The 26,643-nt window shown below is 36.0% G+C and carries 17 protein-coding genes and 1 tRNA gene; 8 read left to right on the forward strand and 10 right to left on the reverse strand.

Annotated features, from left to right (window positions below; all coding sequences use genetic code 11):
• Positions 1-32: 32 nt before the first annotated feature.
• The gene (locus GXM16_RS04655; RefSeq protein WP_163393169.1) at positions 33-788 is read right to left on the reverse strand and encodes an SDR family oxidoreductase; all 756 of its coding nucleotides are present in this window, start codon (positions 786-788) and stop codon (positions 33-35) included.
• 423 nt (positions 789-1,211) lie between these two features.
• Positions 1,212-3,014 carry an O-antigen ligase family protein gene (locus GXM16_RS04660; protein WP_163393171.1) on the reverse strand — a complete coding sequence of 601 codons (1,803 nt, stop codon included), beginning with the start codon at positions 3,012-3,014 and terminating at the stop codon, positions 1,212-1,214.
• 211 nt (positions 3,015-3,225) lie between these two features.
• Here GXM16_RS04660 and GXM16_RS04665 point away from each other — a divergent pair, with 211 nt between their 5' ends.
• A complete protein-coding gene (locus GXM16_RS04665; RefSeq protein ID WP_163393173.1) occupies positions 3,226-4,653 on the forward strand; it encodes a transglutaminase-like domain-containing protein in 1,428 nt (475 codons plus the stop codon).
• Positions 4,654-4,759: 106 nt separating this feature from the next.
• On the opposite strand, the gene GXM16_RS04670 is transcribed toward GXM16_RS04665, so the two are convergent.
• From GXM16_RS04670 to GXM16_RS04690, 5 genes are all read right to left on the reverse strand, one after another.
• Positions 4,760-5,554, reverse strand: coding sequence for a hypothetical protein (locus tag GXM16_RS04670; protein WP_163393175.1), 795 nt, complete (start codon positions 5,552-5,554; stop codon positions 4,760-4,762).
• Positions 5,555-5,609: 55 nt separating this feature from the next.
• Positions 5,610-7,139: a hypothetical protein gene (locus tag GXM16_RS04675; protein ID WP_163393177.1), complete on the reverse strand. Its 1,530-nt coding sequence runs from the start codon at positions 7,137-7,139 to the stop codon at positions 5,610-5,612.
• 55 nt (positions 7,140-7,194) lie between these two features.
• Positions 7,195-8,670 (reverse strand): T9SS type A sorting domain-containing protein, encoded by a 1,476-nt coding sequence (locus GXM16_RS04680; RefSeq protein ID WP_163393179.1) that lies wholly within the window; start codon positions 8,668-8,670, stop codon positions 7,195-7,197.
• A 35-nt stretch (positions 8,671-8,705) separates the two neighbouring features.
• Positions 8,706-9,833 (reverse strand): hypothetical protein, encoded by a 1,128-nt coding sequence (locus tag GXM16_RS04685; protein WP_163393181.1) that lies wholly within the window; start codon positions 9,831-9,833, stop codon positions 8,706-8,708.
• A gap of 479 nt (positions 9,834-10,312) precedes the next feature.
• Positions 10,313-10,397: transfer RNA gene (locus GXM16_RS04690), tRNA-Ser, on the reverse strand.
• A gap of 284 nt (positions 10,398-10,681) precedes the next feature.
• Between GXM16_RS04690 and GXM16_RS04695 the strand changes: the two genes are divergently transcribed.
• Positions 10,682-12,187, forward strand: a complete 1,506-nt coding sequence (locus tag GXM16_RS04695) for a MauE/DoxX family redox-associated membrane protein (RefSeq protein ID WP_163393183.1) — start codon at positions 10,682-10,684, stop codon at positions 12,185-12,187.
• Between the two features lie 105 nt (positions 12,188-12,292).
• Positions 12,293-12,559: a DUF6520 family protein gene (locus GXM16_RS04700; RefSeq protein ID WP_163393185.1), complete on the forward strand. Its 267-nt coding sequence runs from the start codon at positions 12,293-12,295 to the stop codon at positions 12,557-12,559.
• 75 nt (positions 12,560-12,634) lie between these two features.
• Here the strand turns inward: GXM16_RS04700 and GXM16_RS04705 are convergent, their stop codons facing one another.
• The 3 genes from GXM16_RS04705 to GXM16_RS04715 are packed head-to-tail and all read right to left on the reverse strand — an operon-like array spanning position 12,635 to position 19,707.
• Entirely contained in the window at positions 12,635-15,286 is a 2,652-nt protein-coding gene (locus GXM16_RS04705; RefSeq protein WP_163393187.1) for a S9 family peptidase, read from the reverse strand.
• Positions 15,276-16,673 carry a RagB/SusD family nutrient uptake outer membrane protein gene (locus tag GXM16_RS04710; RefSeq protein WP_163393189.1) on the reverse strand — a complete coding sequence of 466 codons (1,398 nt, stop codon included), beginning with the start codon at positions 16,671-16,673 and terminating at the stop codon, positions 15,276-15,278. The genes GXM16_RS04705 and GXM16_RS04710 overlap by 11 nt, the downstream gene beginning before the upstream one ends.
• A gap of 10 nt (positions 16,674-16,683) precedes the next feature.
• Positions 16,684-19,707, reverse strand: a complete 3,024-nt coding sequence (locus GXM16_RS04715) for a SusC/RagA family TonB-linked outer membrane protein (protein WP_163393191.1) — start codon at positions 19,705-19,707, stop codon at positions 16,684-16,686.
• Between the two features lie 504 nt (positions 19,708-20,211).
• On the opposite strand from GXM16_RS04715, the gene GXM16_RS04720 reads away from it, so the two are divergent.
• The 5 genes from GXM16_RS04720 (at position 20,212) to GXM16_RS04740 (ending at position 26,161) form a co-directional block, all read left to right on the forward strand.
• The gene (locus GXM16_RS04720) at positions 20,212-20,688 is read left to right on the forward strand and encodes a helix-turn-helix domain-containing protein (protein ID WP_163393194.1); all 477 of its coding nucleotides are present in this window, start codon (positions 20,212-20,214) and stop codon (positions 20,686-20,688) included.
• Between the two features lie 472 nt (positions 20,689-21,160).
• Positions 21,161-21,688, forward strand: a complete 528-nt coding sequence (gene kwaA, locus GXM16_RS04725) for an anti-phage protein KwaA (protein WP_280115141.1) — start codon at positions 21,161-21,163, stop codon at positions 21,686-21,688.
• Positions 21,685-22,644 (forward strand): anti-phage protein KwaB, encoded by a 960-nt coding sequence (gene kwaB, locus GXM16_RS04730; protein WP_163393198.1) that lies wholly within the window; start codon positions 21,685-21,687, stop codon positions 22,642-22,644. Before kwaA ends, kwaB begins: the two co-directional genes overlap by 4 nt.
• 350 nt (positions 22,645-22,994) lie before the next feature.
• The gene (locus tag GXM16_RS04735) at positions 22,995-25,286 is read left to right on the forward strand and encodes a Piwi domain-containing protein (RefSeq protein WP_163393200.1); all 2,292 of its coding nucleotides are present in this window, start codon (positions 22,995-22,997) and stop codon (positions 25,284-25,286) included.
• Positions 25,274-26,161 carry a hypothetical protein gene (locus GXM16_RS04740; protein WP_163393202.1) on the forward strand — a complete coding sequence of 296 codons (888 nt, stop codon included), beginning with the start codon at positions 25,274-25,276 and terminating at the stop codon, positions 26,159-26,161. Before GXM16_RS04735 ends, GXM16_RS04740 begins: the two co-directional genes overlap by 13 nt.
• Positions 26,162-26,643: the final 482 nt, after the last annotated feature.

Below are 26,643 nucleotides of genomic sequence, written 5' to 3' on the forward strand. Positions count from 1 at the left end.
ATGAGAGTTTTTTTATATAATAAGGGACGATTCTAAATGGCCTGTAAATGAGGCCTGATCTGAAGGCTTACAATATCACATCGTTTGGGCTGTGACAAGCAAAATAAAACGCTCATCGCAATATCTTCGGCTTCAAGCATTTCCATTTTTTTTATTTTTTCTCTTTGTTCTTCTTTCGGTGCGGGCTGCATATCGCTGGTTACTGAACCTGGCTCAATTAACGAAACTTTGATTCCAAGTTCGTTTATTTCCTTTCGAAGTGCAGCACTGAAACCTCTTATAGCCGACTTTGTAGCTACATATACAGTTCCGGTTTTTTCACGTGTTTCGGCGCTCATTGAGCCAATGTTGACAATATGTCCTTTCTGATCGCTTTTCATTCTGGTAACAGCTTCTTTTGTAAAAGCAAGATAGCCCAAAAGATTGGTCTCAAGAATGTATTTGATGTTCTCATATTCTTCCTCGATAATTCCATTGGCCGGGAGTGCGGCATTATTGATTAAGATATCAATTCCGCCAAGCGTGTTGTCAATCTCATTCCAAATTAGTTCAATATCTTCTTTTCGTGCAATATCAGCAGTAATTCCGAAAACATTGCCTTCAGCTTCAGTTTTAATGTCTGAAAACGCCTTATCGAAATCGTCTTTATCTCTTCCAAAAATGAATACATGACCTCCAAGTGAAGCTAAAAGTTTAGCAGTTGCCTTTCCTATTCCGGTTGTGCCTCCGGTTATTACGATACGTTTCCTGTCAATATTTTGCCCAAAATAATTTGATAGATTTCCCATAATTCTATTTTAAAATTATAACTAGTTTTTTTGAATCACATATAACTGAATCAGTGTATGCATCAAATTTGCAACTTTATGCGGATTCGTTTTTATATAATAAAATCTTTATGTTTCAGGAATTTCATATAATTTGGAGCTTATGGATTTTACAGTGAAGCAAACTTTGTTTATGAAGTGTATAGTGAGGAAGTATAATGAAATGAAAGCAGGCCTGTTATGGGAAAATATTTGATAGTCTGACAAACTATTATTATCTAAAGTGGTTTTCTGTTATTGAAATTAAGATGTGTGAATATAAATTCCCGCTTCTTTGATGGTTTGCCTTAAAAGAAAGGGCTTTTCTGTTTTTTTGTTTGATTTCACTTTCAGCATGAGGTATTATCTATGGTATAAGTGATTTAACAATTTTAGCTGTCCATATTATTTTCTAACTTTAAGAGCCGATTTTGCAATGTTCTTGTAAAAATTGACTTGAGCAGAAGCCTTTTTTGCTGGTAAATTAACTATTTCAGTAGCAGTTTTGATTTTTTTCGTTTGTGAATTTCTATTAATATAAAATTGCAGTAAGTTATTTCGGGGTTCGAAGCGTGAAGGTTCTATCCCAATATTCATTTTTAATAATTGCTCAGCTCTATTATATTCTTTATTTTGTATATATAAATTAGCAAGAGCAAAATTTGCTTTTGGGATTGGATCTTTTTTAACTGAATTTTCCATCATTTTAAATCCTTCTGATTTATCATCCTCCTGATATTTTTCATATCCCGTAAGGAACTCCACATACGGGTCTTCCTGAATATAGAGTAAATCAGACTTATCTAATTTATAGTAAATTTTTTGATTGCCGCTATCAATAACTGTTTTAAATCTGGATAAGCCTATTGTCTTTTTTGAATAAATTGTTCCAATAGTGCAACTTATTCCAATTAGAAAAACAGCAAAAATTTTAATGGATAATTTATTTTGTACTTTAATTAATGGTATTCTGGTTTTACCGAAAACAACTAAAATAGAGAGAGCCCAAATGAGATAAATCATGGCATTTGGATTGTATAAGACAGAGGTGAAAATCGCCAGAAAACCAAAAGATACAATCAATGCCAATGCTAATCTTGTTTTTGGATTGAATAAGATATTTTTTGAAATAAAAAATAGGATTAAGATAATCAAAATCAAACCGATAATACCAATTTCAAAAATAATTTGCAGATAATCATTAAATACATATGCTACATAATCGCCTACTTTTATTTCGCTCCATGGTCGTTGTGACTCTAAAAAATAATGAGCTTTTGTATTATTATAAATACCAGTAAAATTGAAAATACCATTACCCAGAATTGGTTTCTCTGAAATATGCGTAAACGTTATTTTACGAATAAAAGATCTTCCATCAACAGAATCAGTATTCATTCTGTATAAGAAATACAGACTCAAAACACCGCAAAATACAATTAAGGAAAGTATTCCGAACGCCTTAATTAGGTTGTTTTTTATATACAAAAGACATTTTTCTGAGGTGGCTAAAAAAACAATAATGGCTACGAATGCAGCCATCCATGATGCCCGTGACTCTGTCAAAATAAGGACATAGACCATTAAAAATGCAGAAATAATTAATGAAGTTTTTAATAAATTATTTTTAAAAAATTGAAAATACAATAAATTAAGCGTGAAAATCAGGCCAATAGTCATATTGACACCCAGATAGTTTGGATTTATAAAAGTACCAACGACCTTAAAAAACTCATTTTCTGATTTTAATAGATCAAACTCTTGTAATATTCCTACTATAGATTGTGCCGTGCATATGATCCAAATTAATTTTACTGTAAAATCAAAAATCTTTTCTTGAGTTTTAAAATTCTCAAAACTCCATTTAAATAAATAAAACAATATAATATATCCAAAAAAAATCCAAAATTCGTTGTATAAGAATCCAAAATAGGAATAAAAGTAATAATGTGAAATACAGTAAAATATAAAAGCAAAAAAGGTAATATCAATAATATTGATTTTTAATAATTTTTCTCTGAAAAAAGATATCGCTCCAAAAAATAACCAGATAGAAATAATAGAAGAAAAATACAGTTCCTGTCCCACTTTAATGGGATTAAGTACGAATTTATAAGAAACAAAAGGGAGTCCAAAAATTAGAACTATAAATAATAGATTGATAATTGTAAAAGAATTATTATGGGAAGGAAGTTGTTTTAAATTCATTTATTTTTTAGGTTTTAAAAATATTTAAATCGGTTTCAAATTTAATGAAAAATAGTACTAAATTGCATTAAATTATGGTTTGCCATCCTCAATTATTTGCTCTAATATGTTTTCAATAAGAACTAATTTCCTTTTTACAATAGCATTGCTTATTTTTACTTCAATAGTATTTTCACAGAATCAGAATAAATCAACAACCTCTTCTTCGGAATTGGATAAAGTTTTGGATTATTTCAAAAAAAAAGGTGATACAGATCAATATCAGGCAGCTCTTTTTCTAATTGCCAATATAGATGGGCATTATTCATCTAAAAACATTTGGCTTGACAAATCTGGTAAGGAAGTCTTTTTTAATACGACAAAATTCGCCGATATTGAAGAAGCAATCAAGGGATTCCAAAAATTAAAAGATAGTATTGTTTTAACACCCAAAGAAATAATTATAAAAGATAGGGATATTATTGAATCTTCATTTTTGATAAAAAATATTGAACTTGCATATCAATCCTGGAAACAAAACCCTTGGTCGAGCAGTTATGATTTCAAAACATTTTGTGAATATATTTTACCATATCGAAGCCTTACGGAACCTTTAGAGGATTGGCGGTCGGAATATCAATTTGCATATCAAAAAAGTGCGACTAATTTATCTGATAAAAATGATCCTGTTGAATTGTGTTCGCAAATAATAAAAGATATAAAACATTTTGATTTTGTAACAAGTCGGTTTGATCCAAAACAACTTCTAGGGCCTTCTGAATTATTATTTTGGAGGCAGGGTAATTGTCCAGACCTAGCGAATGTTGCATTATTTGCTTGCCGTTCATTAGGAGTGGCAGTGACTTTTGATTTTACTCCTCACTATGCTGCTTCGTCCAACAGACATTTTTGGAATACTGTTATTGATAATAAAGGTGTTCATGTTCCATTTAATGGTAATCAGGATCTGCCATATATTTATAGTCCCAATCATAGGAGAATGGGAAAAGTTTTTAGGTCGACATTTTCTAATCAACAACAAAGTTTGGCGGCTATACTTCCTGCAAACCAGATTCCGGAACCATTTCTTAGAAGTAAAAATATTCTTGATGTAACTTCAGAGTATGTTCCAGTGAGTGATCTAAACTATGTTTTTGATAATATATCTTCAAAAATTGCATATATTAATGTGTTTAATCGCGGTTCTTGGAATACAATTGATTGGGCAAAAGTTGTAGATAAAAAAACAACTTTTACAAATATGGGTAGAAACATTGTGTATTTACCAGGAATTTATGATGGCAGCAAAATGATCTTTGAAAAATATCCCATTTTGATCGATACGAAAGGGAAACAAACAATTTTGAAACCAGATTACGGAGTTCTTTACACAGCTAATTTATCCAGAAGCAATGAAATTAAAAACGAATTTAAAGACAATAATCCTTTGCAGATCATAAAAGGAGAAAAGTATACTTTGTTCATATGGAATAATGGAAATTGGCAAGTAATTGACCAACAAATAGCATCTGCTGATGATTTGGTTTCTTTCTTAAAAATTCCAAAAAATGGGCTGTTTTTAATGGCTTCTTCAAAGCCAGATTTTTTTGAACGTATATTTACAGTTGATACGTTTACGAGCCAAATTACCTGGTATTAAAAGCATAAAAAAAAACTACAGCCCACAGAGGTTGTAGTTTTTTTCTTTCTTATGTGCTTTTTGAAAACTATTATGCACTTATATATAGTTTAATAAAACTTTTAAGTTAGAAAGAACTTGACATCATATTTACCACCCTGTCGTGCCTGTAGCTTTTTATCTTAAGAGTTGTTTTGGTAATTATTTCTTTCCCTTTAATTGTTGGGTGATTTACACGGTCATATTTAAAAACAACCTGATAAAATCTATAGTTCTTATAATCTAAATAGCCTAAGGGTATATCATTAAAATTTATATCTGTATTAGGGGTTTGTATAATTTCCTCATAATTTTTCAATAATTTTTCCTTTAATTCCTTGTCGCTTTCATTTAATTCAACCACGCCATTCCCATTAATAAAAACGAGCGATTTTAAATACTGAGAATTGTCTGGAGTTACTCTGCCACAATTTAATAAAGACATTAATATTTCATTGGTTAAAGTCTTACAGATCTCACTTTTATTAATATGTAAAGCATTTAAAGCTTCTACATACTGTCTGGTAAAAGTTGTATTTACTTTTTTTATTATGTTGGGCAAGCTCTTTTCATTTCTAAATTCCCAGTAATCCCTATGGGTATTTGATAAAAAAGGAATAGCGTAACATTCTTTTTTTGAATTTATAAAGACCATTATCTTTTGTGGATCTCTTACGGTATCGGTCTGTGAGTATAGTTGAATTTCAAAATCATACTTGCCGTTTTTGATACTCTTTTCAAATTTATATTCATCAATTCCCCCTTTTAGTATTTGGGGGAATTTTGTTGTAACCTCAGACAATGCTCTATTAATATCAGGCTCATTATTTTTGCATCCAATAAAAATGAGCAAAGTAAAAAATATAATTATTTTAATTTTCATATATGTATTTTTTATTGGGTATCACTTTTCATGTAATAACTGAAATTTTTGTTAATTAAATTTTTTGCGGCTTAAAAGGCACAGGGTATGGAGTTGGATCTCCAGGTCTATAAACGTTTAACTGTAGATCTTTTCCCTTATACGGCGCTCCCAATTCCGGTCGTACATAGTCAATTTTATAGCCATAATTCGCACCTTTAGTATTAAAGTTATCAATAATACTATTTATTGTGTTTATGCCATAATTTCCTTGTGGGGTATCCCTGTTCATATTCATAATATAATTAGCCAGAGAGGCAATTACATCTTCTTTAAATTGTGGTGTCGTCATTCCAAAAGTAGAATGTCTTATTTGTTTTAGATAAACACCGACATGGGTTTCCAAAGTTTCTACATAATCTTTATCTTCATGATCTTCTTTATGAAAATTTTCATGAATTATAACGCTGATAAAATTAGATTTAACATCTAAATATTTACTGAATCCCCCGTTAATATTTAAATAGATGGTCAATAAGGCAGTAGATGCTGCACTAATATCAGAATCTTCATCTCCTTTGTTTGTCTTAAAAACAGTTCCTGGATCTACTCCCATTTTTGCTGCATAATAGGCTGCGATTTTTAAAACAGCATATCTGGATCCAATTGAATTGTCTAACTGTGAAGGGGTCAAATATTTTCCGTTTTTAAAAATTTTAACAGAGTTAGTATTGGTGTTAGGATGATTAGGTCCGGTAATTATTTTGCCGCTGGTGTCAAATATCTGGTCAGGACCCGTGCTATGGGTTATTGACTGATTTATTGTAGTAGTTGTGATACTGACTGAAGGATTTACATTTGGATATGAAATATCTGGTGCAGGATCATTATAAATTTTAACCATTTGATCTGTTGTAATAGTTGGATCATTTATTTGCATATATATAGCAAGAATTGCTTCAGCATTTTCCTTTTGGTCTGCAGGAAGTCCAGAGGCAACTTTAGCTATTAAATCTGTAATAAATTTTTCTCGTCCGTTTGTCAGATCAGGTATTACTTTGTCTATGTATTCTCGTATAACCATAAATGCTTGTGATAACGTTACAGTAGATTGATTGTTATATCCTATAGCTACAAAAAAAGGAGATCCTGGGGTTGTATCAATTGGTCCGGGAGTTACTACACGAGGTATTGCATCATAAGTAACTACAGGTGGTGTACTGGTATTAGAACCAGTACCATTGCTTGGGACCGTTACTGTGGTACCACCGCCGTTACCACCGCTGCCTTGATTTTGCTGCGCTTGATATTGTTGCTGAGCTAAGAGGGCTGCCGCTGCTGCTGCGTTAAGTGCTGCAAGATTAGCTGCATTTGCATTATTTGCTGCCTGATTGGCAGCAGCCTGAGCAGCTGCTTCCGCTGCTGAATATGCAGCTGCTTGTGCGGCAGCTTGAGCCGCTGCCGCCGCATTATTTGCATTAACTATCGCTTGTAATTGATAAGCTTGTAATAAATAGGGATTTGTGATTACATTTTCTGCCCCATTACCACCGGGATAGCCACAATTACAAGGATTGCCTTCATTATATTGTGCATATGCTCCCATACTTATAAAAAATAATAAAAGACAAATATATAGATTTATTGTTTTTTTCATGATTTTATTGTTTTATTAAAATTCTAGTATGGACTTGGTTGTCGACAGATACTCTTACTACATACATTCCTGATTTTAAATTGGTGCCATCCAGAGTATAATGGTGGGGTCCCAATTTCTGTAAAGTTTCCTGCTCCAGATTTATTGATGCACTGTTTCCTGATAAATCATAGACTGACACACTTACATTAGCATCTTTTTCCAGCTCATAAGCTATTAATACATCTGTAACAAAAGGGTTAGGGTAAAACGCTATAAATTTGTCTTTTTGTTCACTAATGGCAATCAATTCTTCATCGGATAATTCATCACTTGCTTCATTTACATCCTTTAGAATTAGTCGCATAGGAGGTCCAGGCTCTTGCCATTCTGATGTAAATGTTTCAAGATTTGCGGTTAAATATGTTTTTTTGTTAATGGTTTTAAAGTCCATTTGTGCGGATAATATCTGCCATTTTAACGTATTAGAAAGAGAATTGTCGCTAAATGGCAAGTCTAATGTCATATTTAAATTTTCAAAATATAAACTATTATCTTCCAGTATAGTTGTATTCTCTGTTACATGATTATTTAATTTCCATTTGTACTCAATTTCATTTTCATGAACAACAAATTCTAATGATACGGGTAATATTCGGGTAATTTCCTTACCCGACCAATCTAATTCAATGAGTTTTCCTTTCCATTTACCATTTAAATATTTTGGTTTAATTACCCTCTTTTCTGTTTTTGATTCATCGATAATCCTAGTATCAATTGTTTTTTCAATAGTTTCTTTAGCAATTGCTGAATTTTCAGAAGTCTCTTTTTCATTGATTTGTTTATCAAGAGTAGAATCAACTGTATCTTTTACATTTTCAAAAATATGTTTAAGCATCATATTGCTATTTGGGGTCTGACTCTTGGTGAAATTAATTATTGCTTTTTGCTCATCCTTAACTACTCCATAACCAAAATAATAGCATATTCCCAGCCAGTGTTTTGCCATTGGAAAATTTGAAAGTTCAAACCACGATACAGCTGTTTTATAATTTTGCTCCACACCAAATCCTTTATAATACATGTAGCCCAAGCCATATGCCGCACGTTCGTTGCCTTGATCAGCGGAAGCTGTTAACCAATATTTAGCTTTGTCAAAGTCAATGTCACAGCCAGTACCTATCATATAAAAACGTCCCAAATTATAAGCAGCCGTTGAATTGCCCAGACTAGCTGCTTTCTTAATAAGTTCAAAAGCAGTATTTTCATTTTTTTCAACTCCAAGTCCTTCGTTGTACAAAATTCCTAGCCAGTTCATACAGTTCGTATTTCCCTCATTAGTTAAAGCTTCAAGTTGAAATAGACCTGTTGGATGGTTTTGGAGATCGCCAACATCATATAAATTGATATTAATTTGTGTTATATAGTCAGTCGTGGCTTGCTGTGCTATACCATTATATACACCTGTATAAAAAATAAAAAGAAGTAGAATTTTTTTCATCATATTGGTAATTAAAAATTATTGCTGTTTATAGATTATTTGGCTGTGTTGGAAGCTGTCATTTTTTGTACAGTTTCACGAATACCTTTTTCATGGCGATATTCTACGGCCCGAAGTTTTTGCTGGTATAATTCATAACTGTATTTGTAGTATTCTTCTGTTACTACTTTTTCAGTATTTTTTTTCAATATCAGTTTTTCAATTTCACTATATTGTTGTTCTGTCAGATTATAAGTGACTCTTAAAGTTTGAAATTCTTTCTTAGAGTCTCGAATAATTCGGTTTTGCATTTGGGATACAAAAACTGTTTCAAACTCTTCTATTTTTAATATTTTACTTAATTGCTCACGAAATTCAAGATAAATTGGATATTCATCGTCATCAGGATCATGAAAATTGATTACGTTCGCTGCATCATTTTCTCTCCATGTTTTAAGCCTTTTGTCATTTCGTTCCTGTAAGATCTGTAATGCAATTAAAATTTTATGTATTCTGTCAGAATCAACATTCGCGACATTAAGTTTTTTAATAAGGTTGTCTGTTTTTGTGTTTTTGGAATAGAATAATCCAAAACTCTTCAATAATTCCCTTTCCTTATCTGAGGATTTTATTTTTTCTTCCGTATAGTTGTTCCATGATAAATTATCATCATAATTGTAATATTCTTTTGTTAGAATTTCATTGGCAGTAGTATCATACAGAAGTTTTTTTAGTTTTGCCTCCTGATCGGAAGTAAGTTTGTATCTCTTTTTCAAAACATTGAATTTATCATTTGCCATTAGCTCTATTCTCGAAGCCAGTTGAGGCAAAAACAACTGTTTGAATTGCGCTATGGTAATAATTTCGGATAATGCGAGGATAAATTTTTGATTACGGTATTTAGTAGTCGTTTCTTCGTCATGAAATACAAAAGGATATTTTGCTTTTAGTTCGCTTTGCTGTTTTAAGTCTTCAGCAATTAGCCTGTCTAATTCCATGATTAACTCTCTGACTTTAGCAGTCTGGCTTTTTGATAAACCGGCATTGTTCATCGTATTTACAAAATTATCTATAAGATTATTTGTATCTGCTTGGCTAAAAGAAAGTTCAAATTGAAATAAAAATAGGATAAGGAGAAGAAAGGGAAATTTTTTGGTCAGGAATGATTTGAGGTTTTTATGCATTTTTTTGTAAAATTTTTCATCAAAAATAGTTGCGTCAAATTTGGATATGTGGCGATATTTTGTCAAAATACAATACTATTTTATCATTTTTGAAAAGCATGACTAACAGGTAAAAAGACATATAATTGATTTGAATATCTCTATTTAGGAGGCTTGTCTATTTTTTTTGAGGATGTTGCCTTGTAGGGCGACTAAAAAGTATTATGGCAGATGCAGCAAAAGAAAACTACTCAAACAAGAATTTCTGTAATATATCCGAATGCTATTAAAAGAATATCCAGCTGTAAAAGATTTTGCATGTCGCACCTCTGTGAGCGAACTGATAGTTACAGAATGTAAAATCTTTGACTCTGTGAATGACTGTGCCACTATTATCGCACTAAACTTTTATGTAATTACTTTGTAAAGCAGTAAATGTAAATTTGTAAAATGAGAAAAGTATTTAAATAAAAAAAGCACCTCGTTGAGGTGCTTTTAAGCGGAGAAAGAGGGATTCGAACCCCCGGACCTGTTACAGTCAACAGTTTTCAAGACTGCCGCATTCGACCGCTCTGCCATTTCTCCAGTATGCCGCAATCATTCTCTGAATGCGGGTGCAAAGATAAAATGTTTTTTGGATTCTGGAAATTTTTCTGCTACTATTTATCAATAAAATGATTTCTCGTGTACTTGACTCTTTAATGACAAAATTTTAATAAAAGGCCTGAACCTTTTTCAAAACCTGAAAAAGGCACGTTTTTCACAACTTTTGTCCTGTTTTTCACAACACTTTTTAAAAACCACCCATCTAAATTTGTTTAGGGTTTAGAAACAAATCGGAAGTTAGGTTTAAAAAAAGCAAACAGGGTATGGAGTCAAAAGTAAGTCTTAAAAGTATAATTGTAGAAATAATCTGTTATCTGTATGTCCTTTTATTTGTCTACGCGGCAGTAAGCAAAATATTGGATTTCGAAAATTTTCGGGTACAGTTGGGGCAGTCGCCTTTGCTAAGTGCCTTTGCAGTAGGCGTGGCATGGCTCGTTCCGGCAATCGAACTGCTCATTGCACTGGCGCTCATGCTGCCAAAGTTTCGAAGTGTAGGACTTTTAGGGGCCTTTACACTGATGACCATGTTCAGCGTTTACATTTTCATCATCCTGCATTACAGTTCCTTCGTTCCCTGTTCCTGTGGCGGAATATTAGAAAAAATGACATGGAACGTCCATCTCATTTTTAATATCATATTCGTCCTGCTGGCTGCTTTGGCAATCGGATGGCATGCTAAAGAGAATAGAAAGAAAAGAAGTATCTCAACTGTCGTGACCATACCACTTTCAGCCGTTTCAGGTACTCTTGCAATCATTGCGTTATTTCTGTTTTCAGAAGACATTATGCAGTATAAAAATCCGTTTATCAGACGGTATCCACAGCATCCCATAACCTTAATAAACAGCATAGATCTACAATTTAACTCCTATTATATAGCAGGTTATACCCGGAACAAACTCTATTTGGGCAACTACACTGCACCGCTTCATATGATAGCTATAGGTCCCGGTTTAAAAACCCGGGAAATCATAGAAATTGCTTTTGAACCCAAAAAAATTCCTTTCAAAAGCGTCAGGATAGCCGTTAGGGATTCCGTCTTTTATCTGATGGACGGCAGTGTTCCGGTGGTATTTACAGGCAGTACAAAGAATTGGAAAGTCAACAGCCAGCTCAAAGGAGTTCCTTATTTTACATTAGCAGAACCCATAGACACCACGAGTATCCTGTTCAGATCAAACAACAGCAAAAAGGCATCCCATGTTTTAGGGGTTTACAAGAAAAACCGGAATCCCAAAAGCAGTTACAATCCTTCACTTTTAAAACAGCAGATCGATGGCATTTTTGATACGGATGGTTTACTGGTTTTCGACCCCAAAAAACAGCGTATGGTATATGTGTATTACTATCGAAATGAATTTATAGTAGCCGATAAAGAACTAGCCCTAAAATACCGGGGACGCACAATAGATACCATCACACAGGCAAAAATAAAAGTAGCGTATCTCAATAAAAACACGTCCCGAAAAATGGCGGCACCACCCCTCACAGTCAATGCACATGCCGCACTGTGCGAAAATCTGTTATGGGTCCATTCCAATATTCAGGGACAATTTGAAGAAGAACAGCTTTGGAAAAATGCGTATATCATTGACGTTTACGATCTCAAAAAGCATCGCTATGTGCTGAGTTTTGCAATCTACAAAGTAGGAGATAAAAAGTTGAGGGCGTTGTATGTAACCCCTTCGCATCTATATGCCCTGATGGACAATGAACTTGTAATGTACGAGCTGCGTACTGTTTTAAAGAAAGAAATGAAAGGCAATTAGAGAGTAAAGAATTTTAATGCCAAAAAATATACTGGCCGGTATCAGGAAAAAGACCGAACACCTGTAGAAAAAAGTAGGTCAAAGTGTAACATAATATAGAATAGTATGAAAACTTTATTTTTAAAAAAAGTAACACCTTTTGCTGTGGTAGCATTGGCAGTTGCGGGGGCATTTGCAACAACATCCATGCAAAGTGCTTCAGTGGTTGCTGACGAAATAGGATATACGCTTAATTCTCAGGGCGCATGTAATATTGAAGTGGAATGTAGCACCATTCAGGCTCAGGTATGTCGCGTCAATGGAGACAGCGGGGCACAGGCTTTTGGTAAAAACGATCAGGAAAACTGTACCGAACTTTTGTATCGTCCTTAATTCTCCAATCTTTTTTTTCAAAATTGTAATGCAGTTCCGGTTCGGAACTGCATTATTTTTTAAGAGGTTTTGTAATTACTCCGTTCCTTTTTCAATCCAGGAGGGGAGGGCTTCATTTTTAAGATAACAGCCAAACCACTCCCCGACACGCTGTGTAAAATCCTTTTGATTTTCGGGATTAAGCAGACTGTGCGCTTCGTCAGTATAAAACAAGGTGACATTTTTTTTACCAAGACGCCGGAGTGCCATATAGTATTCCACGCTCTGATGCCAGTCTACGTGCTGGTCTTTTTTGCCTGTCCATAACAGCAGAGGGGTTGTAATGTGCTCCGCATTACATACAGGCGAATTACGAGTGTAGGCCAGAGGGTCTTCATAAGGACTTTTCCCGATTCTCCACTGCTCCTTGTTCATCCGCCAGAGATCAGGCTTTCCGGTGTCCCATCCTACGTTCAGAAAATAACTGTTCAGGTCCGTTACGGCTGCTCCGGCAATAGCAGCGGCAAACAGGTTGGTCTGCGTAATGATAAAAGCGGTTTCATAGCCCCCGAACGAATGCCCGATCAGCCCGATTTTGTTGGGGTTGACCAGCCCGGTTTCAATCACTTTTTTAGTACCCGACACCACACAGTCGGTTGCCGAGATGCCGGGATTTCCCTCCTTGTGAAGGATATCCGGCAGGAGAATAAAATAACCCTGTTGCGTAAGGTTCGCAGCATTAAAACCTTCTTCCGAAAAAAGAGAGGGATTACGGTACAGATGAAGTTCATTCGACAGATATTCATAAATATGTACTACCATCGGATATTTTTTTCCTGCACTCCATTGAGCGGGATACAATAAAACCCCTTTCAGGTTTTCTTTCTCTGAATTTTGATAGTGTACCAGTTCAGATCTTCCCCAGTCATAATCAAAATGATGCGGATTGCTCTGAAAAATCAGTTTTGGAGCTGATGATACCGTTTTGGAAAACAAGGCCGGGGGCAAATCAAACTTTTGCTGCCTGTAGAAAAAAGTGTTCTTTTTCTCGTTGCAGAACAGCTGGTCAATAAAATAATCCCCGTAAACAATAGCTTGCAACTCAGACTGTTTATTCCGTATAAAATAGCCGGTCTTTCCATCATCACCTTCAGCCCGCAGCAAAACCTCTTTTTCCAGATCAAGGACGTCACGTCTGAACCCATCATAATACAGGGAGGTTTTGTAGGCAGGCGAACTATCGGCTATTCGGTACCGGATTCCGGCTTCACGCCCTTTGGTTATTCTTCTGTACGAACTTCCGTCAGTCTTGATAGCCCACAGGTCATAGTGGTCATAAAGCACAATTTCCTTGTCATCCACAGTCCAGCCCGGATTACCATAGGCAGAGACAGTGACCAGCTTGAATACTTTTCCGTAAAAAACGGCCTTTGTAGCGGCAGTAATATTGGTATGTCGTTTTTCCCTGATCGAATACACCCACCAGTGGTTGGCGCTAAAATAAGCGATGTATTTTCCACCGGGAGAAACAAGCATCTGGTGGGCAGAAGCAGCATGATTTTTTAAAAACAATTCCTGTTGGCCGGTCTTAAGGTTCAAAAGATAATAATCCCTGTTGCTGCTATATTCAAATTGCGGTTCATAAGCTTTTGGGTTCGACAGGATCGCATAACGATAATCTCCGGTAAGCATGAGTTTGGGCAGCTCATTGCTGGTAACAGGCATAAAAGCATTTGTAATAGGAAACCAGACTGCAACTTTTGACTGCCGGTCAAATTTTCCCTCTTTCTGTTCCTGGGGATAAATCCATTTGTCTTTGGTATGCCAGATTTCTACAGCAGCTTTTGGTTGGGCATCGCCGGGACTGTTTTTCTTTTTAAGGGACACAAACACGCTTTGCAGGTCATCCGCTATAGTAATTTTATAAGTGGAACCTAAAACGATAGCACGGTCCTTGGGAAATTGAGGCTGGCCAGCTGCATCAAGGCGGTACAATTTTTTAGTCTTTAAAATATAATAATGGAGCATGTTTTCGTTTAAATTGCGTCCCTGTCCCAGAAAAGCAACAGATTTGCCGTCTTTTTGCCAGACAAACCCGTCAAAATCAAAATCGCTTTCTCCCGTAATCCATTCAATTTGGGTAGTTTGGGTCAGGTGCAGCAGTCCGATCGCCTGTTGGCTGTTGGAAACCACCGAAAAAACCGCGGCAGCACCGTCAGGACTTACCGAAAAACGTTTTACTCCCTTGATTTCTTCAAACCGGCTTTCAGACGGACGCCTGCTGCGCAGGACCTGGCTTTCGGTTCCATCGGGCTTCAGGAGCATTAGCCGGTCGGCTTTTTTCGAATAGGCATAGGCTAAAACGTCAGGGATAGTTTCCTTGTTTCCGGTGTTGAGGTTCATGATAGTCAGTTGGTTGTTTTTTTGGGTGATAAAGTGATTCGATTCCGTAAAATCAGACTGCTCACAGCCGGCGAAGCTATAAGTAACGGCGGTAGTGGTATTTTTTACAAACAGGCTGTCGGTGCCATTTTGATACTGAATCCGATAACTGATCCATTTGGAATCACGCGATAGCTGATCAGAACGAAGCTCTCCCCACAAGGGATAATCGTCAGGGGTTAATTGCTTTTTTGCCCCCTGTCCCCATAAGGGACAGGTTACTAATGGCAAAATAAAAAATAAAACGGCGATTTGGGGTGAAAATTTAAAATTCATACGGGCTGAGGAATTAAGATTAGTGTTCATAACCCGGATTTTGGATGCCCAAAAAAGGGTTGGCATTCAGTTCGTTAAGCGGAATAGGAAACAGCGCATCGGAGGTATTCCATCCGGGTTTCAGGGGCGTCAGTGTCGCATCCAGCAGGCTAGTGCGTTTAAGGTCAAAAAAACGATGGCCATGCTCGGTAAACAGTTCCCATCTTCTTTCCTGAAGAACGGCTGTTACGAGCTCTTCGGGTGTTACAGCATCCGTATCGCCAAGTCCGGCACGTTTGCGCACAGCATTCAGGTCTTCTTTGGCACCAATCAGGTCGCCCTGTCTGGCCCTCGCCTCAGCCCGGATCAGATATTGTTCCGCAAGACGAAACACCACAGCATATTCAACAGAGGTGGTGGTAAAGGTGCGTTCCTTGTATTTATAAGCATGATACCAGTTTGAAGTTCCTTTGGTAACCATTTTAATCCAGTTGAACCGGCGTCCGTCTGCAGTGGCAAAAGAGTTGACCAGATTAGGATGTAAGGCAACAAGCGAAGGGGGACCGGCAGTAAAAATAAATAAGGCACCTTCCTTCGTGTTTTGTCCTGCCGTGGGCGACTGCAATTGCCAGATGGTTTCTTTAGAACCAATCAGGAAAACCTCGTTCAGTTTAGGGGTCAGCACAAACAAGCCGCTTTCGTTGATCAGGGCAGAAGCAGCGTTGGCAGCCTCGGCATACGACTGATTGTACAGGTACACTCGGGCCAGCAGGGCTTTGGCAGCATATTGGTTGGGGATGCTTCTGTCGGCAGCACTGTATTTAGGCTGTAGCAGGGCAATGGCGTTTTCCAGGTCGGTAAGGATTCTTTCATACACCTCACCCAAAGGCATGCGGGTTGCTTTGCTGTTGATTCGGTAATCTGTAGTGGTAATATAAGGCACATCGCCGTACAGATTAACAAGATAAAAATGAAGCAGCGCACGGATAAACAAGGACTCACCACGCAGTTGCCTTTTGTTTTCATCGGTAAAATTATCGTTCCCTTCCACAGCTTCCAGAATAGAATTGGCAGCATAGATATGGTTGTAGGTGGTATTCCAGTACGTCGCAACAGCAGCATTAGTGGGCAGCAGGGCGTTGTTGTAAAAGTTAAAACTCGCATTAGACGGAGTGCCGTAAGGCGTCAGCTCATCGCTGTAATGCCCCAGTTGATTCGAGAGTCCGGTGTTGACTCCCGTCAGGATGCCTCTGTCCCTGATCTTGGCGTATATATCCGTCAAAGCGGCATTCGCAGTGGCGTACTCCCCAAAAACGGTTTCTTCGGTCAGCTGCGAATCCGGCAGGGGAACCTCAATAAACGAGTCACAGGAAACAAAGGCGAAACAGGCCATCAGGAAACGGGCGATAGGGGGCGTAATCGTATAAATAGTTTTCATATTGTTCAGATTAAAAAGTTAGTTGTACTCCGGCAGTAATAACTTTAAGCGGGGGCAGGTATCCGGTAAACGTAAACTCAGGATCACCGCCTTTACAACGCGTAAAAGTCAGCAGGTTCTGGCTTTGCAGCAATACAGTACATCGGGTATGGTTAAGCTGCAGCGGTACATCGTACGAGAGCGCAATATTTTTTAGCCTGATAAACGAGGCATCCGTGATACTGGCTGTACTTTTATTGAACAAATTATCGCCCTGTACCACACTGCTGTTTACACCCGTTGTATACCGCTGGTAAGAAGCGGGATCGCCCGCACTAACCCAGCTGTCGCCTGCTGTAAGGGGCTGGTTGGCCATCTGGCCTGCAAAGCCCATTGGGTAAAGGATATTGTCCTGTTTGACAAACTGAAAAAGAAAATCCAGTTTCCAGTTCTTGTACCGAAGCTCATTGTGTAGCCCGCCGTAATACTTTGGGTTCAGGTCGGCTATGGTTTGCTGGTCTTCCGGTGCCGTTATCCTTCCGTCCTGATTCAAATCTTCAAATTCGTATACGCCCGTCTGGTCGTTAACGCCTTTAAAAGTATAGAGCAGCAGGATATTCAAAGGCTGTCCGATCCGGTATTTTTGACTGTAGGCAGAATTCGCCAGTCCGGGAAATTCAATCAGGCGGTTGCGGGCAAACGTCAGGTTCAGGCTGGTCGTCCAGTTAAAATGGGCAGTGTTCAGGTTGACAGTCCGCAGGCTCAACTCCCAACCGGTATTCTCGACCGTGGCGTCAAGATTCGACTGCAGTACGCTAAAACCCGTAGTGCCCGGCAGCGGAACACCAACCAGCTGATTAGAGGAGCGGTTGCTGTACCACGCCGCCGTGGCAAAAATCCGGTCCTGAAAAAAGCCAAGTTCCAGTGCAGCCTCGGTTTTTTTGTTGGTCTCCCATCCAAAATTGGCATTAAACAGGCGCGTAGGCTGCATCCCGACAGCGTTGCTGTAATTCGCACTGGCTGTAGTATAGGTATTAAGAAACATATAATCGCCAATCTGGTCATTGCCGGTCGTCCCCAAACTCGAACGTATTTTGCCAAAACTCAGCCACGGCAGTGCAGCAAACAGCCCTTCCTGATGAAAAAGCCACGCAGCGCCAACAGCACCAAAAGTGGCAAACTGATTGCCCGGGCCAAAACGGCTTGAACCATCACGTCGGGCTGTCAGGTTCAGGATATAACGACTGGCGTACGCATAATTGATTCTCCCAAAAAAAGCCTGATATCGGTATTGGGTGCTTTCATCCAGCAAAACCTTGGGGAATTTGGCAGCCGCCAGATTATAGATCAGGCTGTTGGAGCTGAAACCGCTTCCCGATTCATACAGCTTTTCAGTAGTCTGATGCTGAAAAGTAGCGCCCAAAAGCACATCCAGAGCGCCCCGGCCCGTTTCTTTTTTCCAGTTCAGTTGAGGTTCAGCAATCCACGAAGAGCGATGGGTATGGTTCACATAAATCGTCGACCGGTCACTCGTGATACCGTAGGCAGGGTTATAAATCGTCGATGGCGAGGTACGGGTCTCCACAGTATTCAGGTCCGTATACCCAAAACTGCTCTTCAGGGTCAGTTGGGGCAGTAGCACATACGACAGCACCGTATTGGCAACAAGGTCTTTGGTTCTGGACAGAAACTGCGCATTAAGGTTCCGCAGCGGATTGTCCCACGTTCCGTCTTCCCAGTTCAGTTCACCATTGGCGTCATACAAAGCAGGGGCATTGGGCGCAAGCGCTCGGGCATCATACGTCAGGTCAAAAGCAGGCAGGTTGTTGTCCTGTGCAGTATACCCGCCGGAAAAGGCAATACGAAACCGGTCATCCTCAGAACGATGGTTGATATTGACCTGCGCACCGCCTTTTTTATAAACAAAATCCCCGGGAAAAACTGTCGTTTCCTGATGGTAATTCCCGCTCAGCAAAAACTGCGTCCGTTGGGATCCGCCGGATACAGTCCCCTGAAAATCCTGCAGCAGCGTAGTACCGCCCAACAGTTCTTTTTGCCAGTCGGTATAGCGGTTTTGGTCCCAGGTGCCGTTAATATCGTAATCGGTGGCACCGTAACTCGTGAGTCCGTCATTCACAAAAGCCTGTCTCCGCATGGCAAGATACTGCTCGGTGTGCATCAGGTCCATAAATCTGGTCACCCTTCCTGCTCCGGTAGAGGCATTAACAGTAAAGGTAGTTTGGCCCGCTTTGCCTTTTTTGGTCGTAATCAGCACCACACCATTGGCACCTCTGGAACCATAAATAGCCGTAGCATCAGCATCTTTAAGGACTTCGATACTCTCAATGGCATCAGGATTGATACTGTTCAGCGGACTCGTAACACTCGGATACGTAGTAGCCGTCTGGTTGTACCCGATGGGGTCAGAAGCATACGGTACACCATCGATAATATACAAAGGCGCATTGCCCTCAGTACGAATGCTGTTTTGACCCCGTATCTTGATGTCGAATCCCCCGCCGGGCACTCCGGTAGTCTGGGTAATATTCACACCCGCCATACGCCCCTGCATCGTAGCGAGTACATTAGTCACAGGCTGATTTTCGATGTCCTTTGCCGTAATCCGGGCAATGCTTCCGGTACGTTCGCTTTCTTTTACCGAATAATATCCGGCATTTACCCGAACTTCCTGTAGGGTAGTGGTATCAAATTGCAGGACAATAGCAATTTTAGTACGGCCGGAAATTGGAAAAACAGCAGTTTTAAAACCAATAAAAGAAACAATCAAAGTATCCTGAGGCGAAGCCGAAAGACTGTACTGACCACTGTAGTCAGTAATGGCAGTAACATTGAGTTTGCCTTTTACGGCAATCGTAACCCCGGGCAGAGGAGCAGTACCATCTGTTACAATACCCTGAATTTGATGTTGTTGAAGAAAAGTTGTGGAATTCCGGACTCCGTTTTTGGAGTAAACAGGGTAGAAAGGCAGTAAGAAACCCATTAAAAATAGGCAATAAAGAGCCTTTCCACCCTTGATAAATGAAAATTTATTCATAATATTGGGTTGGTTAGTGAAACGGTGGTTTTGTTAGCTTAAGGTCCTCTACGCTAGTTTGGCGACGAAGTAGAGGGCCATTTTTTTGTCATTGCGAGGAACGAAGCAATCACACTAATAGTATTTAATCATAGGCAGCAAAAGTTATAAGTTGGTTCTGGCTGCGAAACCTTATAAGATATTAAGAGAGAAGTATTGGCTAAGAATATAAGCTGGGTAATAAGCATAAAAAAGGCGCGGAACTCAGCTTATTGTTTCAAAGGTACTTGGCATACCCACCCACAAATAAGTGAGCCCACGCCATAAGCGTGAGCAATCTACTTATCATCCTGTGGGTTTAAACTGCCAAGTTTTTTGAAACAGGATTCAAAGCGAAAGCTTCAAATATTTTTATATGAAGAATCGCAAATTTATTTTAAATATCAAATATAAGCAACTTTTATTTAACTACAAAATTTCATTTTAACATATTTTTTGTCGTCAAATGAATTTGTCAATTTGAATATGGTTAGATATAAAAATGAAATTGCTCTAAAAACTTTAGGTAAAAGAATAAAGGCTGAAAGGCTGAAGTTAGGACTAGAGATTGAAGATTTAACTGCAATGACTGGATTCAGTTATACTATTTCTAATATTGAAAATGGATATGAAACTTATGTTACGTATTTTATAGAGGTTTGTTTTGCTCTAGGTGTTCATCCTAAGTATATTATGGATGAAGAGTTCAATCTAAAACCTAGATTTCCCTTACCTGCATCACGACTAGAAAAATCACGATTGACAAATAGAATTAAAGCTTTAATAGATGCTGGCTATTTTAAAGAAGAAAGATCAGCAAGTGATGTAACTGAGAAACTTAGTTCAGATCATAATTTAGATTTTGAGTCAAAAAATGTTTCTGTTATATTGGTTAGGTTTGTTAAAAGTACTGTCCTAAAAATAACTAAAGTTGGAAATAGAAATCTTTATAGTAAAAGATAGGAATAAAAATGAATACATATTTCCTTGATAAAGAGGGGAGTCTTAATTGAAAAAAACGAAAGTTGTAATTATGAAATGGTATGAAATAATTTTTATTATAATAATGATTCCAATAGGATTTTATATTTTCGGTAAGGTATCAGAAACTAGAAAGGGATATAGATATAATGATAGTTGGAGAACAAGAGATAAGAAAAAGAGGCGTTGAGCCTCTTTTTTTGTTTTTAAAACAGGTATTTATACGGGTTTCCTTTTTTTATTAAAAAGCTAATTTGGCATCTTTCAAAGAGCATTATGGAAATCCGTAAAATAAAGTAAAAGTGTTTTTTTACATTTGATTTTGAAAATTGGCCTATGAAATAATTCCAATCAGAATTGAGCTATTAAGACTATTTATGGTTAGTATAAATAAGTTCCATAAGCAAATTAATGTATGTTAACTAAAATAGAATAATGAAAAAAATACAACTTTATATTATCTCACTTTGGTTATTGTTTTTTTTTAGTAGCTATCAAAGAATTCATTTTTATTTCTTGGACTTTTTCATTTTCTCGTGAAAATATAATGAACTTTTTAAGTGTTAATTCAATTTCATTGGTCTCATTTTGTTTTTCTCTTTTAGGATTATTTTACTATGCAAGATTTACCTATTTTTTACAGGGGTCAACTAAATTGCCCAAAAAAATCATAAAAATTGAAGATCAAAGCTATGAGCATTTAACATTTTTAACAACATACATAATTCCTTTTTTAAGAGTAAAATTAGAAGGTAAAGATTTAGTTGTCACCATACTTCTATTGATAATAATCGGAGCAATTTTTATCAAAACTAACTTATTCTATAAAAACCCAACTTTAGCATTATTGGGCTACAAACTTTATAAAGTAGATACAGAAAAAAATATTGGATTAATTTTTATATCGAAACAAAATTTAAAATTAGGTGATGAAGTTCATCACATTCCATTGAGTGATAACGTATATTTTGTAAAATTATGACAAGAGAAGAGCTAATTATTAGACTAAATTATTTTTTAAACCCTGACAACAATATTGGTGCAGTTTTATATTTTGTGCTAGATCAGGGAGGGGAAACTTTAATAAGGTTTGCTGATATTGAAAATGGAGCAAAAATAGAATTAAAAAATAGATTTCTTGAATACATAGAGCAAAAGTTCATAAACAACGAAGACCTTCATTATCAAAATATAAGTGAAGCTGATGATCGAAAGAACGTTGTTTATAAATATGATATCGATGAACGACCAGAAAGCTTAAATATTCTTGATGAAATTCTTGAGAACGAAGAACAGATTCATTTCAACTTTAATCAAGATCAGCTTCCTAATATTAAAGGATATCTAATAGTAATTGGGAACGAAGGGAATAAAATAGCTTTATATAAAAAACATCACTCAATGAATATATTGAGAAGAGATAGATTTTTGTTAGTACCAAGTGGGGAAAGGCTTGTTGGAGTTCAAAATGATGTAATAGCATTAGATAAAAGTTTTGATTTTATGATGGTCGATGACAACTTAATAGTGTTGAAATTAAATATTCTTGAACGTTATTTCGGTTTTGAAGATGTTATCAGAAATCAAGCATCTAACACTATTGATTTAGTTGAGGCAAATGAATTACTTGAAGATATTCAACAATTACAAGAAATTGCTCAAAGTATGCCAAATGCAAGAAAGTTAATGAAAATTCGTAATTCACCGGTTTTAAATGTACCTGCAATCAATGTAATGAATTTTATCAGGAATCATCCGGAATTAACTGGTAAGATAAATTTTAATGCAGATGGAACAAAAATAAATTTAGAAACGGGGATATCTAAAAAAATGTTTTTAAAGTTACTAAACGACGATTTCTTATTTTCTCAACTTACAGAATTACAATATGACAGTCATGCAAAAGATAAGTTGATGGAAGTTCGAAATGAAAATTAATAGCAAATAAAACTATCAATCAATAGTTACTTTCTCTCCGTCCGATGTGCTTTCATGAAAAGATAAATGTAATCATGAAAGCTATTTTAAGTTCAATACCCCAGTCCTCCGAAGTGTTCCATTCTTTATTGAGAAGGAGTAGAGGTAACTAAATATTCTTTGATGTGTTGTAATCTTTTTTGGTTATTTTTGAGAATATAAAAAACTATGGAATTGCACTAATTTAAACTAAAGTTGATATGATAATGTTTGTTTGGGGGATATACGATTTTTAGTGTCAATAGTTATCAAACCAGTCCACGAAATAAGCTCTGAACAAAAAACTAAGAAAGGATAAAATAAAATATAGTATGCAATTAAACTACTTTCCTATAAATATAGATTTTGATAAGTTTCAAATTTTTACTGAACAATACAGTGAAGAGCTCCTTGCTGAATTAAGAAATCAGCACAATGCAACACATTCATTTTTTAGAAATGGTGACTCCATTTTTATTTCAAATAAAAATGGCGAAGAAAATGTGACAATTGGGAAAATTTCAGAACAAAGTACTTATGGGAATCACAATATTACATCTTCATTAATTAAACATTTATTTTTCCGCACCTTTAAAGATCGTTTTCCTAATCACACACCAGTTGATTTTTATCCGTTTCGTTTTTTCTCTGGTCAACAAAAAGACGATATTATTTATGATGCCTTGCCTGATAAATTAAAAAATCGTATTGCTTACAAAAAGTTAATTGAACTTCAACTACGACTAACTGAAATAAATGGAAAAAAACAATTTGGATTTTTAATCAACATCAAACGCAATTGGATTTTCGATAAGACGTGTGCCGAACTACAGCAAGAAAATTACGATTTAATAGGTATAGAAGTATTGTATGCAGAAACTTTACCTGGACTGTCTAATATCCTTGCACCCAATGAAGAATTTGTAGGTGAAATTACAGCAGTCAATGGAAGAAAGGCTACGGTAAATACCAATGAAGGTCAAAAAGAATATGACTTGAACGAATTGTTCATTCGTAAAACAAAATTCAACATTGGCAACTATTTAGCTTTTAGTACTTCACAACAAAAAAGTGATGAAATTTTACGTATTATTGATAGTAAGCGTGAAGATATCTACAATCCCAAAAAACTTTATATTGAAATTTCCAACACAGCAAAAGCATTGTTTTCTGATAAAGGAACACCAATTTTGTTTCAAAATAAAGACGGTTTTTGTTTTACTGTAAACACAATACCATTAACTGTTTTTAATAGCATAGAATTAAAAATACCTACTTTTATTTTTGACCCCGCAGCCACCAAAACAATCAACACCTATCCAGATAATGGCTTAAATAATTTTGGGCCATACGATAGCGGTATTTTTGATATAAAATCGCCCAATGTTCTCTGTATTTGCAACAAAGCAATAAGAGGAAATTTTACTCAATTTCTTTCCAATCTAAAAGAAGGTTTACCACAATCCAAGTATTTCCAAAAGGGTTTACAAAGAAAATACGATTTACACAGTGTAACGTTTGACATAAAGGAAATTCAAAACAACATACTAAGTGAATATTTAAACATAATTCGAGATTATGATGACAGTAAACCGCATTTAGCAATAATTGAAATACCCGAAAGTTTCAAATTGCAAAATGACCAAAACAATCCATATTATCATATAAAGGCAAAACTACTTTCTCTTGAAATACCTGTTCAATTTGTTACCACACGAATTGTAAATAATCACAACGAGTACATTTTGAATTCAATTTCGTTACAGATTTATGCAAAATTAGGAGGAACTCCGTGGGTACTACCGACACAGCGCTCGGTTGATAGAGAATTAGTAATTGGTATTGGACATAGCTGGCTTAGAAAAAATCAATATTCAGGAGCTGAAAGTAATCGTGTTGTTGGTATTACAACCTTTCTTTCGAGTGATGGACAATATTTGCTTGGTGATAAAGTAAAAGATGTAGCATTTGAAAATTATTTTGAAGAACTTTTAAAAAGCCTAAAACAATCCATTCAACGCCTATCTTCTGAACAAGGCTGGAGTGATGGGGACACTGTACGGTTGATTTTTCACATTTTCAAGCCAATCAAAAATGTTGAGTTTGATGTAATCAGTAGGTTAATAAAGGATATTCCGCAGTACAAAATTAAGTTTGCATTTGTTACCATAGGTAATACACACCCCACAGTGTTGTTTGACATCAATCAACAAGGTGTAAGTTCTTATGGAAGTAATATATCAAAAGGCGAGTACATTCCAAATAGAGCAAGTAACGTTTTTCTTGATGCAGAAACTTGCATTGTACAAATGTTGGGAGCAAATGAATTAAAAACATCGAAACACGGAATGAGTAAGCCCATTCAAATAAAAATCCGAACACCACAAGGAAACTACAGTAATAGCGAGTTAAACGATATGTTATTTTATGATTTGAGTTACATCACACAACAAATTTTTTCATTTACTTATTTATCGTGGCGAAGTTTCTTACCATCTGAGGAACCAGCAACAATGAAATATTCTAACCTTATTTCAAAAATGCTTGGCAAAATGCGAAACTTACAATCTTGGGATGCAGATAAATTGAACTATGGTTTAAAACGAAAGAAATGGTTTCTATAGGAGAAAGAGTTTTATATATGGAAGGAGTTAACGAAAGTCCAAAAATAAAGGCGTTCCATCATTTTCTATTGGACAAGAAAGTTAGTTCTTTGTTTAATGGAAGCAGTGATTTAGATGAGCAATTTTTTAAAATACTTTCTTCAATTCAAACAAATAACAAAAAAGCATTTGAAGAAATTTACACTAAAAAGAGTAAAAGTAATCCAAACAGAGATTCGCCAGCACCTTTCGTAAATGATGATTATTTAATTTTTTGTTTGATCATTGCAATTATTAAATTCGATATTGATAAAATCTGGATAAAAAACATTATTTCTATTAGGAACAGAAATGTTACAACCATAACATTTGAAAATATTTTGAATGAAAATTATTCAAGTACTAGCAATCAATCAGAAATTGTTTTAACTTTTTTACGGTTGTTTGACCAATCAAAAATCAATAATGATTTGCTTAATGGAGCATTAAAAAGCATAACAGAAAATATGAATTTATTAGAAAATCGAAACGATTTTCTAATTTTGTGTGCATTTACGACATACGATTTTATAATTTATCAGAAAGAAGCCAGCGAAGGAAATGAAATAAGTTTACTAAAAAAGTTTAACCAAAACTTCAAGACACGCATTAAAATTTTGGCTTGGATTTTACAAGCAGTAATTTTTTCTGGCCTGATTTACAGTTTGTCTAAACTTCCAATTTATAAGCCTCAAGTACTTTTATTTATTGAGAAATACAATTTCTTGTTTACACTTTTAGGAGCCTCAGGATTTACATTTTTGGGGAATCAAATTCCTTTTATTAAAAACAAATCACAAGAATTATTAATGATATTATTTGGTTATCCTAAACAACTATTACAAACAAAAAAATAAAAAAACACCCCCGCTCCCCGAAGTGTTCCTGATGAAACGCTGTGCAAACGTCTTCGACTTTGCACAATTTTTTTAATGTTTTTGTAAATTTCAAAACCTCTTAAATTCTCCCGACTTTAAAGAACTGTTTTATACAATTTGGTTTTATTGATAGAGTAGAGGCAATCAAATATTCTTTTGATAGTTTGTAATCTTTTTTGGTTATTTTTGAAAATATACAAAACGAAACAAACTTGAGTGTACACATCAAATTAATTCGATTGGTGATGTTTGTTTCATATGTCTAAAATTTAAGAGATTTTTTTATGGAAACCCAAAGAAAATATAACATCTTTTATTCATGGCAATCGGATCTGCCAAAGGAAACTAATTTAAATGGAATTAGACAATGTTTAAGAGAATCAGTGCAAATTCCGGTTATATTGATCACCCCATTCCGTTTTAAAGTGAGCACCTGATTCCAGTTCAAAATGACCACCTAA

This window comes from Flavobacterium limi, assembly GCF_010645075.1.
GTDB lineage: Bacteria > Bacteroidota > Bacteroidia > Flavobacteriales > Flavobacteriaceae > Flavobacterium > Flavobacterium limi.

Coding starts and splice junctions, on each gene's coding strand:
- GXM16_RS04675 (WP_163393177.1), bottom strand. CDS start 7,139: ATGGGAGCATATGCACAATATAATGAAGGCAATCCTTGTAATTGTGGC.
- GXM16_RS04720 (WP_163393194.1), top strand. CDS start 20,212: ATGGTTAGATATAAAAATGAAATTGCTCTAAAAACTTTAGGTAAAAGA.
- GXM16_RS04735 (WP_163393200.1), top strand. CDS start 22,995: ATGCAATTAAACTACTTTCCTATAAATATAGATTTTGATAAGTTTCAA.
- GXM16_RS04695 (WP_163393183.1), top strand. CDS start 10,682: ATGGAGTCAAAAGTAAGTCTTAAAAGTATAATTGTAGAAATAATCTGT.
- GXM16_RS04705 (WP_163393187.1), bottom strand. CDS start 15,286: ATGAACACTAATCTTAATTCCTCAGCCCGTATGAATTTTAAATTTTCA.
- GXM16_RS04660 (WP_163393171.1), bottom strand. CDS start 3,014: ATGAATTTAAAACAACTTCCTTCCCATAATAATTCTTTTACAATTATC.
- kwaB (WP_163393198.1), top strand. CDS start 21,685: ATGACAAGAGAAGAGCTAATTATTAGACTAAATTATTTTTTAAACCCT.
- GXM16_RS04710 (WP_163393189.1), bottom strand. CDS start 16,673: ATGAAAACTATTTATACGATTACGCCCCCTATCGCCCGTTTCCTGATG.
- GXM16_RS04700 (WP_163393185.1), top strand. CDS start 12,293: ATGAAAACTTTATTTTTAAAAAAAGTAACACCTTTTGCTGTGGTAGCA.
- GXM16_RS04715 (WP_163393191.1), bottom strand. CDS start 19,707: ATGAATAAATTTTCATTTATCAAGGGTGGAAAGGCTCTTTATTGCCTA.
- GXM16_RS04740 (WP_163393202.1), top strand. CDS start 25,274: ATGGTTTCTATAGGAGAAAGAGTTTTATATATGGAAGGAGTTAACGAA.
- GXM16_RS04670 (WP_163393175.1), bottom strand. CDS start 5,554: ATGAAAATTAAAATAATTATATTTTTTACTTTGCTCATTTTTATTGGA.
- GXM16_RS04655 (WP_163393169.1), bottom strand. CDS start 788: ATGGGAAATCTATCAAATTATTTTGGGCAAAATATTGACAGGAAACGT.
- GXM16_RS04685 (WP_163393181.1), bottom strand. CDS start 9,833: ATGCATAAAAACCTCAAATCATTCCTGACCAAAAAATTTCCCTTTCTT.
- GXM16_RS04680 (WP_163393179.1), bottom strand. CDS start 8,670: ATGAAAAAAATTCTACTTCTTTTTATTTTTTATACAGGTGTATATAAT.